The organism is Mycobacterium liflandii (genome assembly GCF_022354805.1).
Lineage (GTDB): Bacteria > Actinomycetota > Actinomycetes > Mycobacteriales > Mycobacteriaceae > Mycobacterium > Mycobacterium marinum.
On sequence record NZ_CP023138.1, the window covers coordinates 1,141,967 to 1,156,598 of the forward strand.

The 14,632-nt window shown below is 64.2% G+C and carries 8 protein-coding genes, 1 tRNA gene and 6 pseudogenes; 10 read left to right on the forward strand and 5 right to left on the reverse strand.

Features of this window, described 5'->3' with window-relative positions; genetic code table 11:
• Positions 1–12: 12 nt before the first annotated feature.
• The 3 genes from CKW46_RS05220 to CKW46_RS05230 form a co-directional block, all read right to left on the reverse strand.
• Positions 13–1,113 carry a ferritin-like domain-containing protein gene (locus tag CKW46_RS05220; RefSeq protein ID WP_482052928.1) on the reverse strand — a complete coding sequence of 367 codons (1,101 nt, stop codon included), beginning with the start codon at positions 1,111–1,113 and terminating at the stop codon, positions 13–15.
• 97 nt (positions 1,114–1,210) lie between these two features.
• The gene (locus CKW46_RS05225) at positions 1,211–1,972 is read right to left on the reverse strand and encodes an alpha/beta hydrolase family protein (protein ID WP_020727914.1); all 762 of its coding nucleotides are present in this window, start codon (positions 1,970–1,972) and stop codon (positions 1,211–1,213) included.
• Between the two features lie 38 nt (positions 1,973–2,010).
• Positions 2,011–4,596, reverse strand: coding sequence for a flavin-containing monooxygenase (locus tag CKW46_RS05230; RefSeq protein WP_482052929.1), 2,586 nt, complete (start codon positions 4,594–4,596; stop codon positions 2,011–2,013).
• Positions 4,597–4,876: 280 nt separating this feature from the next.
• On the opposite strand from CKW46_RS05230, the pseudogene CKW46_RS05235 reads away from it, so the two are divergent.
• The 6 genes and pseudogenes from CKW46_RS05235 (at position 4,877) to CKW46_RS05260 (ending at position 9,120) form a co-directional block, all read left to right on the forward strand.
• Positions 4,877–6,079, forward strand: a pseudogene (locus tag CKW46_RS05235) (ISAs1-like element IS2404/ISMul1 family transposase).
• A 13-nt stretch (positions 6,080–6,092) separates the two neighbouring features.
• Positions 6,093–6,359 (forward strand): annotated as a pseudogene (locus CKW46_RS05240) (ZIP family metal transporter); the annotation flags it as partial.
• 55 nt (positions 6,360–6,414) lie between these two features.
• Positions 6,415–6,488, forward strand: a tRNA-Gly gene (locus tag CKW46_RS05245).
• Positions 6,489–6,934: 446 nt separating this feature from the next.
• Positions 6,935–8,138 (forward strand): annotated as a pseudogene (locus CKW46_RS05250) (ISAs1-like element IS2404/ISMul1 family transposase).
• A gap of 64 nt (positions 8,139–8,202) precedes the next feature.
• The gene (locus CKW46_RS05255) at positions 8,203–8,457 is read left to right on the forward strand and encodes a hypothetical protein (RefSeq protein ID WP_015354312.1); all 255 of its coding nucleotides are present in this window, start codon (positions 8,203–8,205) and stop codon (positions 8,455–8,457) included.
• Positions 8,458–9,120 carry an HAD family hydrolase gene (locus CKW46_RS05260; RefSeq protein ID WP_015354311.1) on the forward strand — a complete coding sequence of 221 codons (663 nt, stop codon included), beginning with the start codon at positions 8,458–8,460 and terminating at the stop codon, positions 9,118–9,120.
• Here the strand turns inward: CKW46_RS05260 and CKW46_RS05265 are convergent.
• Both CKW46_RS05265 and CKW46_RS05270 read right to left on the reverse strand, forming a co-directional pair.
• Positions 9,117–10,319 (reverse strand): annotated as a pseudogene (locus CKW46_RS05265) (ISAs1-like element IS2404/ISMul1 family transposase). The gene CKW46_RS05260 and the pseudogene CKW46_RS05265 overlap by 4 nt on opposite strands.
• Before the next feature lie 130 nt (positions 10,320–10,449).
• Positions 10,450–10,992 (reverse strand): annotated as a pseudogene (locus tag CKW46_RS05270) (ZIP family metal transporter); the annotation flags it as partial.
• Positions 10,993–11,204: 212 nt separating this feature from the next.
• Between CKW46_RS05270 and CKW46_RS05275 the strand changes: the two are divergent.
• From CKW46_RS05275 to CKW46_RS05290, 4 genes and pseudogenes are all read left to right on the forward strand, one after another.
• A complete protein-coding gene (locus CKW46_RS05275) occupies positions 11,205–12,539 on the forward strand; it encodes an MFS transporter (RefSeq protein WP_117438132.1) in 1,335 nt (444 codons plus the stop codon).
• Positions 12,540–12,625: 86 nt separating this feature from the next.
• Positions 12,626–13,042, forward strand: a complete 417-nt coding sequence (locus CKW46_RS05280) for a DUF1330 domain-containing protein (protein ID WP_015354316.1) — start codon at positions 12,626–12,628, stop codon at positions 13,040–13,042.
• Positions 13,043–13,065: 23 nt separating this feature from the next.
• Positions 13,066–13,734, forward strand: a pseudogene (gene pcp, locus CKW46_RS05285) (pyroglutamyl-peptidase I).
• Between the two features lie 202 nt (positions 13,735–13,936).
• A complete protein-coding gene (locus CKW46_RS05290; RefSeq protein WP_015354318.1) occupies positions 13,937–14,605 on the forward strand; it encodes a VldE C-terminal domain-containing protein in 669 nt (222 codons plus the stop codon).
• Positions 14,606–14,632: the final 27 nt, after the last annotated feature.

The window sequence follows — 14,632 nt, forward strand, 5'->3', positions numbered from 1 at the left end:
ACCGGATGCGAGTCAGCTTGCGCCCGCCGCGATCACCTGGTCCACCTCGATGGCCCGTTCGGCCATCTCGGCGTGCGCCTTGTCCAGCGCCTCGGCCTGATCTTCATCGGCCTTCATCAGCGCCTCGATGTCGGAACCGGCCATATCGAGCACACCCATGTCCCGGAACGCCCGCTGCACCTTGCCGCCCCACAGCCCGATGTCCTTGACGATCGGCACGATGCGGCTGAACAGGTGCGAGCGGAACTGGATCATCAGCGGCGAGGTGTCGACCCACTCGGCGCATGCTTTGACGTCCATGCCGAGTGTCTCGAAGACCTCCTCGCCGCGGAACCGGTCGCGCATCAGGTAGCAGGCGTCGACCACGAACTCTTCACGCTCCTCGCGCTCGGCCTCGGTCAGCGCCGAGTAGTAGTCCTTCAGCGAGATTCGGCCGAAGGCGACGTGGCGGGCCTCGTCCTGCATGACGTAGGCCAGCACCTGCTTGGCCAACGACTCCGGCGCCGCCATGTCTCGGAGTACCCCGAAGGCGGCCAGGGCGAGTCCCTCGATGAGGACCTGCATGCCGAGGTAGGGCATGTCCCAGCGGGAGTCGCGCAGGGTGTCGTCGAGCAGGGCGGTCAGGTGCTTATTGATCGGGTAGACCAGGCCGATCTTCTCCTGCAGGAACCGCGAGAACGCTTCGACGTGGCGGGCCTCGTCCATGGTTTGGGTGGCCGCGTAGAACTTCGCGTCCAGGTCCGGGACCACCTCGACGATCTTGGCCGCGCACACCATCGCCCCCTGCTCGCCGTGCAGGAACTGTGAGAACTGCCAAGCCTGGAAGTACTGGCGCATCTCGGATCGACGCGCCTCGTCTGCGGCGTTCCACATCGGGCTGCCGAACAGCGGATGGAACTCGTCGGGCAGCGCGATCGCGTTCATCGGGTCGACGTCTTGGCCCCAGTCGATGCGCGACTGGGCGTCCCACTGTTTGTCCTTCCCCTTTTGGTACAGGGAAAGGAGCCGGGCGCGCCCCTCGTCGTACTCCCAGGTGAAGCGTGCGTCACCGGCGCTGGGAACCTCCCATGAGTACGGCGTGGACACGTCGGTGTACTTGTCCCTTGTGGTCATGAGCTGCCACCTTTCCGACTGTCATGACCGGCGGTCATATGACTTGTATCACATTGCATCGCGTTCGGCGGCGCGCGTCAACCCTGACGTGCGGTCTTTATGGTTCGTCGAGGTAGGCGTCGGCCCAGGCGCCGATGATCCGGGCGGCCCGATGCGCCTGGCCGCGGGCGGTGAGCAGGTGGTCGGAGCCCTCCAGCGAGACGAAGCTGCGGGGGTGGCGGGCCAGGCGGAAGATCTCGGTCGCGTTGCCGATGCCGACCGTGTTGTCGGTGGGGGAGTGCAGGATCAGCAAGGGCAGCCGCAGGCTCTTGATCTTGTCGCGCAGGTCGGCGGCGCGGACGTCCTGGACGAATGCGCGTTTCAGGGTCAGCGTGCGCCCGCCGACCATCCATTCGGCGCTGCCCTCGGACAGGCAGCGGTCGACGACCGCGTCGTAATGCTTTTCGACGTGGCTGGGGTCCACCGGCGCCGCGACGGTGACCACCGACCGCACGCCCGGTGAGTGCCGGGCCGCGGCCAGCACGGCCGCGCCACCCCAGGAGTGCCCGACCAGGATGTCGGCCGGGGTTCCGCGGGCGGTCATGAACTCGCAGGCTTTGACGATGTCGTCGACCTTGACGGTGAAAGAGCCGTCGCCCCAGCCGCCTTCCGAGTCGCCGAGGCCGAGTGCGTCAAAGCGCAGCATGCCGATCCCGTCGGCCGCTAGCTGTTTGCAGATGCGGGCCGCCGCCGGTGAGTCCTTGTTCAGGGTGAATCCGTGCGCAAACACCCCCCAGCCGCGCACCGCCGCCTCGGGCACATCGATGGTTCCCGCCAGGGTCGGGCCCGTTGAACTCTGGAACGTGACACGTTCGGCCATGGGCCACATGTAGCACGCCAGCGGCGCCGGCGGCGGCCCTAGGCGGGCACGGCGGCGCCGATCGCGAAGAATCCGCGCAGCGCGCCGGCGAGCTGGGCCCGAATCGGGGCCCCGGAGACGACCACATCGACCATCGTCAGCGACAGGTGGGTGTGTCCGCGGGCCCGCACCAGCTCGGTGGGTACCCCGGCCGCGGCGAGTGCCTCGGCGTACTCGATGCCCTCATCGCGCAGCGGATCGAACTCCGCGGCGACGACGATCGCCGGGGGCAGGGCCGACAGATCCGGGGCACGCAGCGGTGCAATCCGCGGGTCGGTGCGCGCGTCCGGATCGGCGTAGTGGTCGAAGAACCATTGCATCAGCGGTGCGGTGAGGCCATAGCCGTCGCCATTTTCGAGGTAGGAGCCGCGGGTCGGGTCGAAATCGGTGACCGGGGTGAGCAACGCCTGGCCGACGATGCTCGGCGCACCCGCGTCCCTGGCGAGGTGGCAGACCACGGCGGCAATGCCGGCGCCCGCGCTCCAACCGCTCACCACCAGCTGGCCCGGGATGCCGCCGAGCTCCCCGGCGTGCTCGGCGATCCACTGCACGGCCGCCCAGCCGTCGTCCAGCGCGGCGGGGAAGCGGTGCTCGGGTGCGTGCCGGTAGTCCACCGACACGATGAGCGTGTCACTGCGCACGCACAGGTCGCGGCACAACGGATCGTCGGAGGAGTGGTCGCCGAGAACCCCGCCACCGCCGTGGAAGTAGACGACCACGGGGTACGGACCCGGGCTGGCCGGACGATAGAGGCGGTAGGCCAGCGGCCCGGCGGCGCCGGGCAGGGTGCCGTCGACGATCTCGCCGACGTCGGGGCCCGGCGGGCGTGCCAGGTTCATCTCGTTCATGAGCGCGCGCGCCTGGTCGGCGGGCAGCGATTCCAAGGGCGGAAGGCCCAGCGCCTCCAGCTGCTCGAGCACCATCTGAATGTCGGGTTGCAGGCGGCGCACCACACCGTCGTTGCACTGTGAGCCGTTCGGGCCGGAGAACCGGAAGCCCAGATAGTCGCGGGCCACCACCTCCTCGCAGGCCACCCGGTAGACGTCGACCCCGGCGGTGTAGGCCATGAAGGTGCGCGGCTTTCCCGGGATGTTGGCGCCCACGTACCACGAGTTCGCCTGTGGGAAAAGCGTTATCGATGCGGCGTCATCGGAATGCTGCATCCAGCCGGCCTCGGCGAGCTCGGTGGGCTCGATGCGGTCGAAGCCGAGCTCGCGCAGATAGCTCAGGGCGTCGGCGACGAAGTCGACATGTTGTTCGATCGACACCGCCATGTTGGACAGCACCGAGGGGCTGTTGGGGCCCGCAATGAGGAACAGGTTGGGAAACCCCTCGGTGGTCAGGCCCAGATATGTGGATGGGCCGGGTGCCCACTTGTCCCCCAGCGCGAGGCCGTTGCGGCCGACGATGTCGATCGCCGCGAGCGCTCCGGTGACGGCGTCGAATCCGGTGGCGAACACGATCGCGTCGAACTCGAAAGATTCACCGACCGTGTCGATTCCGGTCTTGGTAACGCCCACCAATGGCTGGTTACGCAGGTCCACCAGCCGCACCTGGGGCAGGTTCAAGGTGGCGTAGTAGTTGCTGTCCAGGCAGAGCCGTTTCGAGCCGACCGGGTAGCCGCTGGGGCACAGCGCCTCGGCGGTCTGCGGGTCGTGCACGGTGGCGCGGATCTTGTCGCGGATGAATTCGGCGAACTCGCTGTTGGCCAGCGGATTGATCATCTCGTCGGCGTAGAGGTTGAGCGCCTCGAGAAGCTCACCGAGCTGCCAGGCGCGTTCGTATCGTTGTCGACGTTCTTCGGCGGACACCGAGAATGTCGGAGTGAGCGAGCGCTCCATCGGGACCCCGCCGAAGGAGTATCGCGCCGCGCGACGGTAGGCGTCGTCGTCGGCCAATTGGGCGAGCTTGTCCGGGGAGATCGGGCCGTTGTGGGCGGGGATCGAGAAGCAGGGGGTTCGTTGGAACACCACCACCTGCGCGGCCTGGGCGGCGATCAGCGGGATCGATTGGATGCCCGATGAGCCGGTGCCGACGACACCGACCCGTTTCCCGGTGAAGTCGACGGGTTCATGGGGCCAGCGGCTGGTGAAATACAGTTCGCCGGTGAAGTTTTCGATGCCGTCGATGTCGAGGTCTTTGGGTACCGACAGGCAGCCTGTCGCCATGATCAGGTAGCGGCAGGTGATTTCGTCGCCGCGGTCGGTGCGCACCCGGTACCGGCCGGTGTCGTCGTCCCAGTGTGCGTGGGTCACCCGGGTGCCGAACTGGATGTCGCGACGCAGGTCGTGCTTGTCGGCGACGTGGTTCAGGTAGCGCAGGATCTCGGGCTGGGTGGCGTACTTCTCCGACCACTGCCAGTCGCGCGACCAGTCGGGATCGAAGCTGTACATGTAGTCGACGCTGGGGATGTCGACGCGTGCCCCGGGGTAGCGGTTCCAGTACCAGGTGCCGCCGATATCGTCGCCGGCCTCGAATATGCGCATCGAATGCCCCGCGCGCCGCAGACGGTAGGCGGCATACAGACCCGCAAAGCCGGCACCCGCGACCACAACATCCACATCGGTGTGGTGTGCATCAGACATGCGTTTATCATTCGCCGCGGTCGCACGTTTTGGTAGCCACAATTAACGGCGCCCCGTCCGCCGATTCGGCGAAAGAAACCGCAATGCGCGCGGGTTTGACCGCGGCTCAATGCGGTCTTAATGCGTGGGGCCGCGCCCAGGGCTCCGGCGTTGTTGATTAGCAGGCTTGTGAGCTGGGTTGATGATCTTTGGTGCCGCGCTATTGGGGCCGGAGTGTAGGCACGGGCTATCTGGAGAACGATCGAGTTGGTTACTGTTCGTCGTTGGTCTGGAGTTGCCCGTGCCTACCGTTTCAGTATTGCCTGTGTCGTCGGTTCCAGAGGTGTTCGACCGCTGGAGTCCTGGTGAGCGCAGTGAGCTCATCGGATCGGAGTTTCTCGATGTGTTGGCCTCGGTGCCAGACCCGAGGGACCCACGCGGTCGGAGGTATTCGCTGATGGCTTTGTTGGCGATCGCGGTTCTGGCCACTGCCGCGGGGATGCGCGGCTATGCTGTTTTTGCCACATGGGCGGCCACCGCTCCCGATGATGTGTTGGCCTAATTAGGGGTCCGGTTCCGGCGGCCCAGTGAGAAGACCTTCCGCGCTGTTTTGTCTCGGCTAGACCCCGCCGACCTCAACGCCAGGATGGGCAGTTACTTCACTGCACACGTGGCCAGCAGCGACCCCAGTGGATTGGTGCCGATCGCGTTGGACGGCAAGATGCTGCGTGGTGCTTTACGCGCCAAAGCGACAGCCACGCATCTCGTGTCGGTGTTCGCCCACCGTGCCCGATTGGTGCTCGGTCAACTCGCTGTCGCCGAGAAAAGCAATGAAATTCCCTGCGTACGTGCCCTGCTCACGCTGCTGCCGGGTAGCTTGCGGTGGCTGGTCACCGTGGATGCGATGCATACCCAGGTCGTCACCGCGAAGTTGATCTGCGCCACCTTGAAGTCGCACTACCTGATGATCGTCAAGTCCAACCAAGCCAAAATACTTGCGCGTATCACCGCGCTGCCCTGGGCCGAGGTGCCCGCAGCCGCTACCGATGACTCCCGCGGCCACGGCCGTGTCGAGACCCGCACCCTGCAAATCATCACCGCTGCACGAGGAATCGGCTTCCCCTACGCAAAACAAATCATCCGGATCACTCGTGAACGCTTGATCACCGCCACCGACCAGCGCAGCGTGGAGGTGGTCTATGCCATCTGCAGCCTGCCGTTCGAGCACGCCCGCCCTACCGCGATCATGACCTGGATGCGTCAACACTGGGGAATCGAGAACAGCCTGCACTGGATACGCGACGTCACCTTCGACGAAGACCATCAAAGGGCACATACCGGAAACGGCGCACAGGTCCTAGCAACGCTACGCAACACCGCGATCAATCTGCACCGCCTCAACGGCGCCGACAACATCGCCGAAGCCTGCCGGATCACCGCTTTGACCGCCAACCGCCACCTAGACCTCCTCAATCCACAATTCCCCAGCTCACAAGCCTGCTAATCAACAACGCCGGAGCCCTGTACCCAAGGCCCGGGCCGCCGCGCTCACCGGCGGGGTCAGCCTGGCGACCGCCGTGGGCGGCGTGCTGGGTGCGCTGGTGCTCGCCAACGCGGGAGGTACCGTGCTGACCCTCGTGCTGGCGTTTGCGGCGGCGGCGCTGTTGTGGCTGGTCGTGGAAGAACTGCTCGTCGAAGCCCATGAAGGCGAGGAGCGGGCGTGGATGGCGATCATGTTCTTCGCCGGCTGCCTGATCCTCTACAGCCTGGGAGTGATGGAGTGAGGCGGATCCCGCACACCGCGCCCGGTGCTGGGTGCTAGCCTTTCGGGGCAACAGCGCCGATGTAGTTCAATGGCAGAACATCAGCTTCCCAAGCTGAATACGCGGGTTCGATTCCCGTCATCGGCTCCACGAAAGACCTGGTCAAATCTCATACTGAAGCGTCACAATCGCTAGCCCATCTAACCGATGACCGTCTGGTGACTGACCGATTTGAGAGGCGTTTGCTACAGCCGCCAGATAGCACACGCATCGAACATCCGTTCGGAAACCTGTCGGCCCCCGTCGATACCGTCCATGCATGAGCGACCACGCGGAAGACACGGAAATCTCGACGGCCCTCCACCGGCAGACCTACACTGCCTCCATGACGAACGTGGGGAGCCCGGTTCACCATCGGATCGCCGTCGAAGACATCGCAAACACCATCGCCCGCAGGGCTCCGGCGTTGTTGATTAGCAGGCTTGTGAGCTGTGTTGATGATCTTTGGTGCCGCGCTATTGGGGCCGGAGTGTAGGCACGGGCTATCTGGAGAACGATCGAGTTGGTTACTGTTCGTCGTTGGTCTGGAGTTGCCCGTGCCTACCGTTTCAGTATTGCCTGTGTCGTCGGTTCCAGAGGTGTTCGACCGCTGGAGTCCTGGTGAGCGCAGCGAGCTCATCGGATCGGAGTTTCTCGATGTGTTGGCCTCGGTGCCAGACCCGAGGGCCCCACGCGGTCGGAGGTATTCGCTGATGGCTTTGTTGGCGATCGCGGTTCTGGCCACTGCCGCGGGGATGCGCGGCTATGCTGGTTTTGCCACATGGGCGGCCACCGCTCCCGATGATGTGTTGGCCCAATTAGGGGTCCGGTTCCGGCGGCCCAGTGAGAAGACCTTCCGCGCTGTTTTGTCTCGGCTAGACCCCGCCGACCTCAACGCCAGGATGGGCAGTTACTTCACTGCACACGTGGCCAGCAGCGACCCCAGTGGATTGGTGCCGATCGCGTTGGACGGCAAGATGCTGCGTGGTGCCTTTACGCGCCAAAGCGACAGCCACGCATCTCGTGTCGGTGTTCGCCCACCGTGCCCGATTGGTGCTCAGTCAACTCGCTGTCGCCGAGAAAAGCAATGAAATTCCCTGCGTACGTGCCCTGCTCACGCTGCTGCCGGGTAGCTTGCGGTGGCTGGTCACCGTGGATGCGATGCATACCCAGGTCGTCACCGCGAAGTTGATCTGCGCCACCTTGAAGTCGCACTACCTGATGATCGTCAAGTCCAACCAAGCCAAAATACTTGCGCGTATCACCGCGCTGCCCTGGGCCGAGGTGCCCACAGCCGCTACCGACGACTCCCGCGACCACGGCCGTGTCGAGACCCGCACCCTGCAAATCATCACCGCTGCACGAGGAATCGGCTTCCCCTACGCAAAACAAATCATCCGGATCACTCGTGAACGCTTGATCACCGCCACCGACCAGCGCAGCGTGGAGGTGGTCTATGCCATCTACAGCCTGCCGTTCGAGCACGCCCGCCCTACCGCGATCATGACCTGGATGCGTCAACACTGGGGAATCGAGAACAGCCTGCACTGGATACGCGACGTCACCTTCGACGAAGACCGTCAAAGGGCACATACCGGAAACGGCGCACAGGTCCTAGCAACGCTACGCAACACCGCGATCAATCTGCACCGCCTCAACGGCGCCGACAACATCGCCGAAGCCTGCCGGATCACCGCTTTGACCGCCAACCGCCACCTAGACCTCCTCAATCCACAATTCCCCAGCTCACAAGCCTGCTAATCAACAACGCCGGAGCCCTGCCATCGCCCGCCGATGGCAAGACGAGTCGAACACTACCGTTCGAATGCTGACCAGTACTGCTGTGTACCTCCATGAGCGCAAACTCGTTGAATGGGTATTTGAAAGCACCAAGTCCGCAGCGGACTATGCGGATATTTTAAAGCAGATTCGCAAACGAGGCATCGACGTCGGGGTTGTGCTGCCGATGCCGGAACTCGGTCGGGCACATGAGGAATTTTGGGGAACCGGACTGATCCTGTACGGCTGGATCGACCGAGGCTTCGACGTAATAAGGTTCACCGGCCCCGAGGTCGCGTGAATGCCGCCGTCCCTCGTAACCCAAACGATCATTGCCTTCATTTGGGATTTTGACCGGACTCTTACCCGCGGCTATATGCAGAAGCCGCTTTTCGAGCACTACGACGTTGATGAAAGCAAGTTCTGGCAAGAGGTCAACGCACTCAAGAAGTTCTACGGCGGATACGACCTACAACTTGCCGAGGACACTGCATACCTAGAGCACACTCTCAACTACGTTCGCACAGGAAAGTTTCCAGGTTTGACGAACGCCCTCCTACGCGAACTCGGTGCCCAGGTCGAACTGGCGCCTGGCATGCCCGAATTCATAAAGCGGACAAGAGATTTTGTTACACAAGACAAGCGGTACGCCAAATACTTGATCTCAGCCGAGCACTACGTCGTCTCGACAGGTCTTCGCCAGATGATTGGGGGTAATCCGATTTTTGAGCACGTTGACGGGGTTTGGGCGTGTGAACTACTGCCAGACGCGCCTACTAACAATGACGGTGCGCTCGATCCCGCCAGCTTCGACCCTGACGGGCCGTTGACGCAAATCGGATACACCATCGATAACACGACGAAGACTCGAGCAGTGTTCGAAATTAACAAGGGCATAAATAAGATCGAAAACGTCAACGTTAACGCACGCATGACACCCCAGGGCTCCGGCGTTGTTGATTAGCAGGCTTGTGAGCTGGGGAATTGTGGATTGAGGAGGTCTAGGTGGCGGTTGGCGGTCAAAGCGGTGATCCGGCAGGCTTCGGCGATGTTGTCGGCGCCGTTGAGGCGGTGCAGATTGATCGCGGTGTTGCGTAGCGTTGCTAGGACCTGTGCGCCGTTTCCGGTATGTGCCCTTTGACGGTCTTCGTCGAAGGTGACGTCGCGTATCCAGTGCAGGCTGTTCTCGATTCCCCAGTGTTGACGCATCCAGGTCATGATCGCGGTAGGGCGGGCGTGCTCGAACGGCAGGCTGCAGATGGCATAGACCACCTCCACGCTGCGCTGGTCGGTGGCGGTGATCAAGCGTTCACGAGTGATCCGGATGATTTGTTTTGCGTAGGGGAAGCCGATTCCTCGTGCAGCGGTGATGATTTGCAGGGTGCGGGTCTCGACACGGCCGTGGCCGCGGGAGTCGTCGGTAGCGGCTGCGGGCACCTCGGCCCAGGGCAGCGCGGTGATACGCGCAAGTATTTTGGCTTGGTTGGACTTGACGATCATCAGGTAGTGCGACTTCAAGGTGGCGCAGATCAACTTCGCGGTGACGACCTGGGTATGCATCGCATCCACGGTGACCAGCCACCGCAAGCTACCCGGCAGCAGCGTGAGCAGGGCACGTACGCAGGGAATTTCATTGCTTTTCTCGGCGACAGCGAGTTGACCGAGCACCAATCGGGCACGGTGGGCGAACACCGACACGAGATGCGTGGCTGTCGCTTTGGCGCGTAAAGCACCACGCAGCATCTTGCCGTCCAACGCGATCGGCACCAATCCACTGGGGTCGCTGCTGGCCACGTGTGCAGTGAAGTAACTGCCCATCCTGGCGTTGAGGTCGGCGGGGTCTAGCCGAGACAAAACAGCGCGGAAGGTCTTCTCACTGGGCCGCCGGAACCGGACCCCTAATTAGGCCAACACATCATCGGGAGCGGTGGCCGCCCATGTGGCAAAACCAGCATAGCCGCGCATCCCCGCGGCAGTGGCCAGAACCGCGATCGCCAACAAAGCCATCAGCGAATACCTCCGACCGCGTGGGTCCCTCGGGTCTGGCACCGAGGCCAACACATCGAGAAACTCCGATCCGATGAGCTCGCTGCGCTCACCAGGACTCCAGCGGTCGAACACCTCTGGAACCGACGACACAGGCAATACTGAAACGGTAGGCACGGGCAACTCCAGACCAACGACGAACAGTAACCAACTCGATCGTTCTCCAGATAGCCCGTGCCTACACTCCGGCCCCAATAGCGCGGCACCAAAGATCATCAACACAGCTCACAAGCCTGCTAATCAACAACGCCGGAGCCCTGGCCTTGGGTACTCCGGAGCGGGTCAGCCGCAGCGCCACCGACACCCCCAAAAACAGCACCTCGACGGTCAGCGCGATGGTGATGATGATCGCGGTGCGCCGGGAGACGGTCGCGCCCGTCGCCACCAGCAGCCCGTCGATGAACAGGTCGACGGCGACCACGGCGAGAAAACCCACCGGCACTTGACCGCCCGCACGGACGTCGTCGTGGCCGTCCTCGTCCTCGCCGTGCGGTCCGTGGTCTTCGAACTGGCGGAATCCGACCAGCAGCGCGACCCCCGCACTGAACCCGAGAATGATCAGCCACAGCGGGCCCCGCGCCCGCAGGTCCGGCAGCACCTCGGTGGCCACGGCGGCCATGACCACACCGGCCGCGAAATGCTGCACACCGCTGACCAGCGCCGCCGACGGCGTGCGCACGACTGCCACAGCGCCACCGATGATTCCGGCGATCACCGGGAAGGCGACCAAAGCCGCAGCGGTTGTCAGGGTGCTCACGCCAAACCTCCCGGGGCCGATTGAGACGAACATACTCGGGTGCGCTCGATCGGCCGGTATCGGCGGAGGCCGGATGGCGCGCCGGCGTATACAGTGCTCGGCGGACGGGCCGACGGCACCGGAGCCTCGGTTCGTACGTTTCCGACGTGACGCACGCTGGCCTCGCGGGCCACCGTGACCCCGACATCCAACAGACACGAGCGTTGCGGAACTCGACGGCACCGGGTCCTCACGCAGGAGACACGATGGCCGTTTTAGACACCGGTGAACGCTCGCTGGAAGCGCGCACGATCCGCAAACTGGGCATTCGCATCGTGCCGTTCTTGATGGCCCTGTATTTCGTCAACTACCTGGACCGCACCAACCTCGGCATCGCCCGCGCCGACATCAGCGCGCACCTACAGCTCACAGCGACGATGTTCGGCCTGGCCTCGGGCATCTTTTTAATCGGCTATGTGCTGGTCGAGGTTCCGTCCAATCTCGCGCTGGATCGCTACGGCGCACGACGCTGGCTAGCGCGGATCGCGGTGTCGTGGGGAATCGTGGTGGTGGCCACCGGCTTTGCGCCAAACGCGACGACGCTGTTGGTGTTGCGGTTCCTGTTAGGGGTGGCCGAGGCGGGCCTGTTCCCGGGGGTCATCTACTACCTGAGTCGCTGGTTCCCGCGCGACTACCGGGCCCGGGTCGTCGCGCTGTTCATGATGGCCAGCCCGATCGCGGCAGCGCTTGGAACCCCGTTGGCGGCGTGGCTGATCCACCTCGGCAACGGGGTGTTCGGGCTGGCGGGCTGGCAGTTCATGATGATCGCCGTCGGTGTCCCGGCGATCGTGTTGGGGTTCGCCTGTTGGTACTACCTGGTCGACCGGCCCGGTGACGCCGCATGGCTAGAGCCCGACGAAGGGCAATGGCTCGTCGACACCCTGGCCGAGGAGCAGCGCCAGGTTGCCGGCGACTTTCACTTTCCGCTGCGCCGCGCGCTGACCAGCCCACGGATCTGGGCGCTGGCCCTGGTCTACTTCGGCATGGCCTACGGGCTCTACGCCCTGACGTTCTTCTTGCCGAGCATCATCTCGGGCTTCAAGAAGACCTTCGGGATCGACTTCTCGATCGTGCAAGTGGGACTCATCGCGGCGATCCCGTACACCTGTGCGGCGGTGGCCATGTACCTGCGGTGGCGGCACGCGGACGCCACCGGTGAGCACGTGTGGCATGTCGCCGTCCCGATGTTGCTTGGCGGGCTGGCCATTCCCGTCGCGCTGCACCTGCACACCCCGGTGCTGGTGATGGTGGCCGTGGCGATCACCGCGATGGGGGTGTTCGCTGCCATCCCCAGCTTCTGGGCGTTGCCGTCAAACTTCCTGACCGGCACCGCGGCAGCCGGCGCCATCGGGCTGATCAATTCGGTGGGCAATCTGGGCGGGTTCGCCGCGCCCTATCTGACCGGGGCGCTCGAACAAGTGACCGGGACCGACAAGGCGGGCATGTGGGCGGTGGGCGCCATGATGCTGATGTCGGCCTTTGTGGTGGTCCTGCTGCGCGCCGTGCCGGGCTCCCCGACGGCTGCCGAGCGCCCGAATTGATGCCGTGGCGCCGAGCGCTGGCCGCAACGCGACCAACGGGAATCGCCAACACCACGTACAAATAGAGGCGACGAGGGAGATCGATCGTGCACATCGTTCCGACACCGCAAGCGGCTGAGGCGATGCTGACCGCAATGCCGCCCGGCCCCTTCGTCATGCTCAACCTCTACCGCATCCGCGAGGTCGCCGATTACTCAGCGAACCCCGAGCTTGCGCCCCCGGCGCCGATCAGCGGTCGCGAACTGTTCGAGCGCTACGCCGCCGGGATGGAGTCGGTGCTGGCGAAGGTCGGCGCCGAGCGGGTCTTTGTGGCCGACGCCGGCGGCTGCTTCATCGGCCCGCCCGAGGAGCGCTGGGACGTCATTCAATTCGTGCGGTATCCCTCGCTGGAAGCCTTCATCGCGGTGATGTCCAGCGAACAGGTGCAGGCCGATCTTCCGCATCGGTTCGCGATGCTGGAGGATTCCAGGGTGATACCCATGGCCGAACGCCCGCTCACCTAGTTTCGACCAGGAAGGAACACCACATGACCAAGGTGCTGGTTACCGGGTTCGGACCGTATGGCGTGACGCCGGACAATCCGGCCCAGTTCACCGCCGAGGCGCTGGACGGACGCACCATCGCCGGGGCGACGGTGGTCTCGCGGATTGTGCCCGGCGCCTATTTCGACTCGATCGCGGCGGCTGAGCAGGCCATCGCCGAGGTGGATCCGTAGCTGGTGATCATGCTGGGCGAATACCCGGGGCGCGCCATGCTGACCGTCGAGCGGCTGGCCCAGAACATCAACGATTGCGGGCGCTATGGCCTCGCCGACACCGCCGGCAAGGTGTTGGTGGGCGAGCCGACCGATCCGGACGGCCCGGTCGCCTACCACGCCACCGTCCCGGTCCACGAGATGGTGCTGGCGATGCGCGCGGCCGGGATCCCGGCCGATGTCTCCGACGCGGCGGGCACCTTCGTGTGCAACCACCTCATGTACGGCGTGCTGCACCACATCGCCTCGCGGAACCTGCCCATCCGCGCCGGCTGGGTCCATCTGCCCTGTCTGCCGATGGTCGCCGCCCTGGATCGCAACCTGGGTGTTCCGAGCATGTCGGTGGAGACGGCGGTCGCGGGACTGGTCGCCGGCATCGAGGCGGCGGTGCAGCATGCGGCCGATACTCGCCAGCCCGTCCCGTCACGTTTGCAGATCTGAGGGCACTAAACTCTTGGCGGCCAGACAATCCTGTTCGGCTGTGTCTTATGGCACAAGAAATGTTGCGCTGAGCAGGACAAATGGCCCCGCGTCAAGTCGGGTGCCATTATTGTCTTGATAAGTGGCAAACTGCGATATATGCCACAGGATTGCTAACCAATCCGGTGTTTATTATTTCGTTATCGTGTCGTAATCTGCTTCCGTGGGTCGGCACGAGTTAGCCAGGAAGCGGCGCAAGCCGTCTGTTCTGCTGGCTGCAGTGGTAGCGCCCGCGGCCGCCTTCTTCGCGGTGGCAGGGGATATCGGCCCATCGTCCGCGCGTGATCGCATCGACCAAATGGCCGTTGGTGATGAAGCGTGTTGTGTGGAGATTGTTGCGGCAACGCCCATCGAGTTGTCGTCGAAAATATCCAGCGGTGCGGTGGGGATGGGTTTTGCGGCCGGTCAGTTCGCCGCGGCATCGAGATTGCGGGTGGACAGGTCAGCGCGCCTGCTGCCGGTCGGGGTGGCACCGGAACGCGGGCTACAGGTCAAGACCATCCTGGCGGCGCGCAGCATCAGCGCGGTCTTCCCGGAGATTCACGAAATCGGTGGGGTGCGCCCCGATGCGTTGCGCTGGCATCCGAACGGATTGGCGCTCGACGTGATGATCCCCAACCCCGGCAGTGCTGAGGGGATAGCGCTGGGCAACGAGATCGTCGCCTACGTCTTGGCCAACGCCGAGCGCTTCGGGATGCAGGATGCGATTTGGCGTGGCGTCTACTACACGCCCACCGGTGCAACCAGAAGCCGCCTCGGTCACTATGACCACGTCCACGTCACCACCACTGGTGGCGGATACCCCACTGGCAAGGAAATCTACCTCCGCTGACTCGTCGCGCGGCGGCGGCGATCCGAG

Coding starts and splice junctions, on each gene's coding strand:
- CKW46_RS05220 (WP_482052928.1), bottom strand. CDS start 1,113: ATGACCACAAGGGACAAGTACACCGACGTGTCCACGCCGTACTCATGG.
- CKW46_RS05260 (WP_015354311.1), top strand. CDS start 8,458: ATGCCGCCGTCCCTCGTAACCCAAACGATCATTGCCTTCATTTGGGAT.
- CKW46_RS05225 (WP_020727914.1), bottom strand. CDS start 1,972: ATGGCCGAACGTGTCACGTTCCAGAGTTCAACGGGCCCGACCCTGGCG.
- CKW46_RS05255 (WP_015354312.1), top strand. CDS start 8,203: ATGCTGACCAGTACTGCTGTGTACCTCCATGAGCGCAAACTCGTTGAA.
- CKW46_RS05275 (WP_117438132.1), top strand. CDS start 11,205: ATGGCCGTTTTAGACACCGGTGAACGCTCGCTGGAAGCGCGCACGATC.
- CKW46_RS05230 (WP_482052929.1), bottom strand. CDS start 4,596: ATGTCTGATGCACACCACACCGATGTGGATGTTGTGGTCGCGGGTGCC.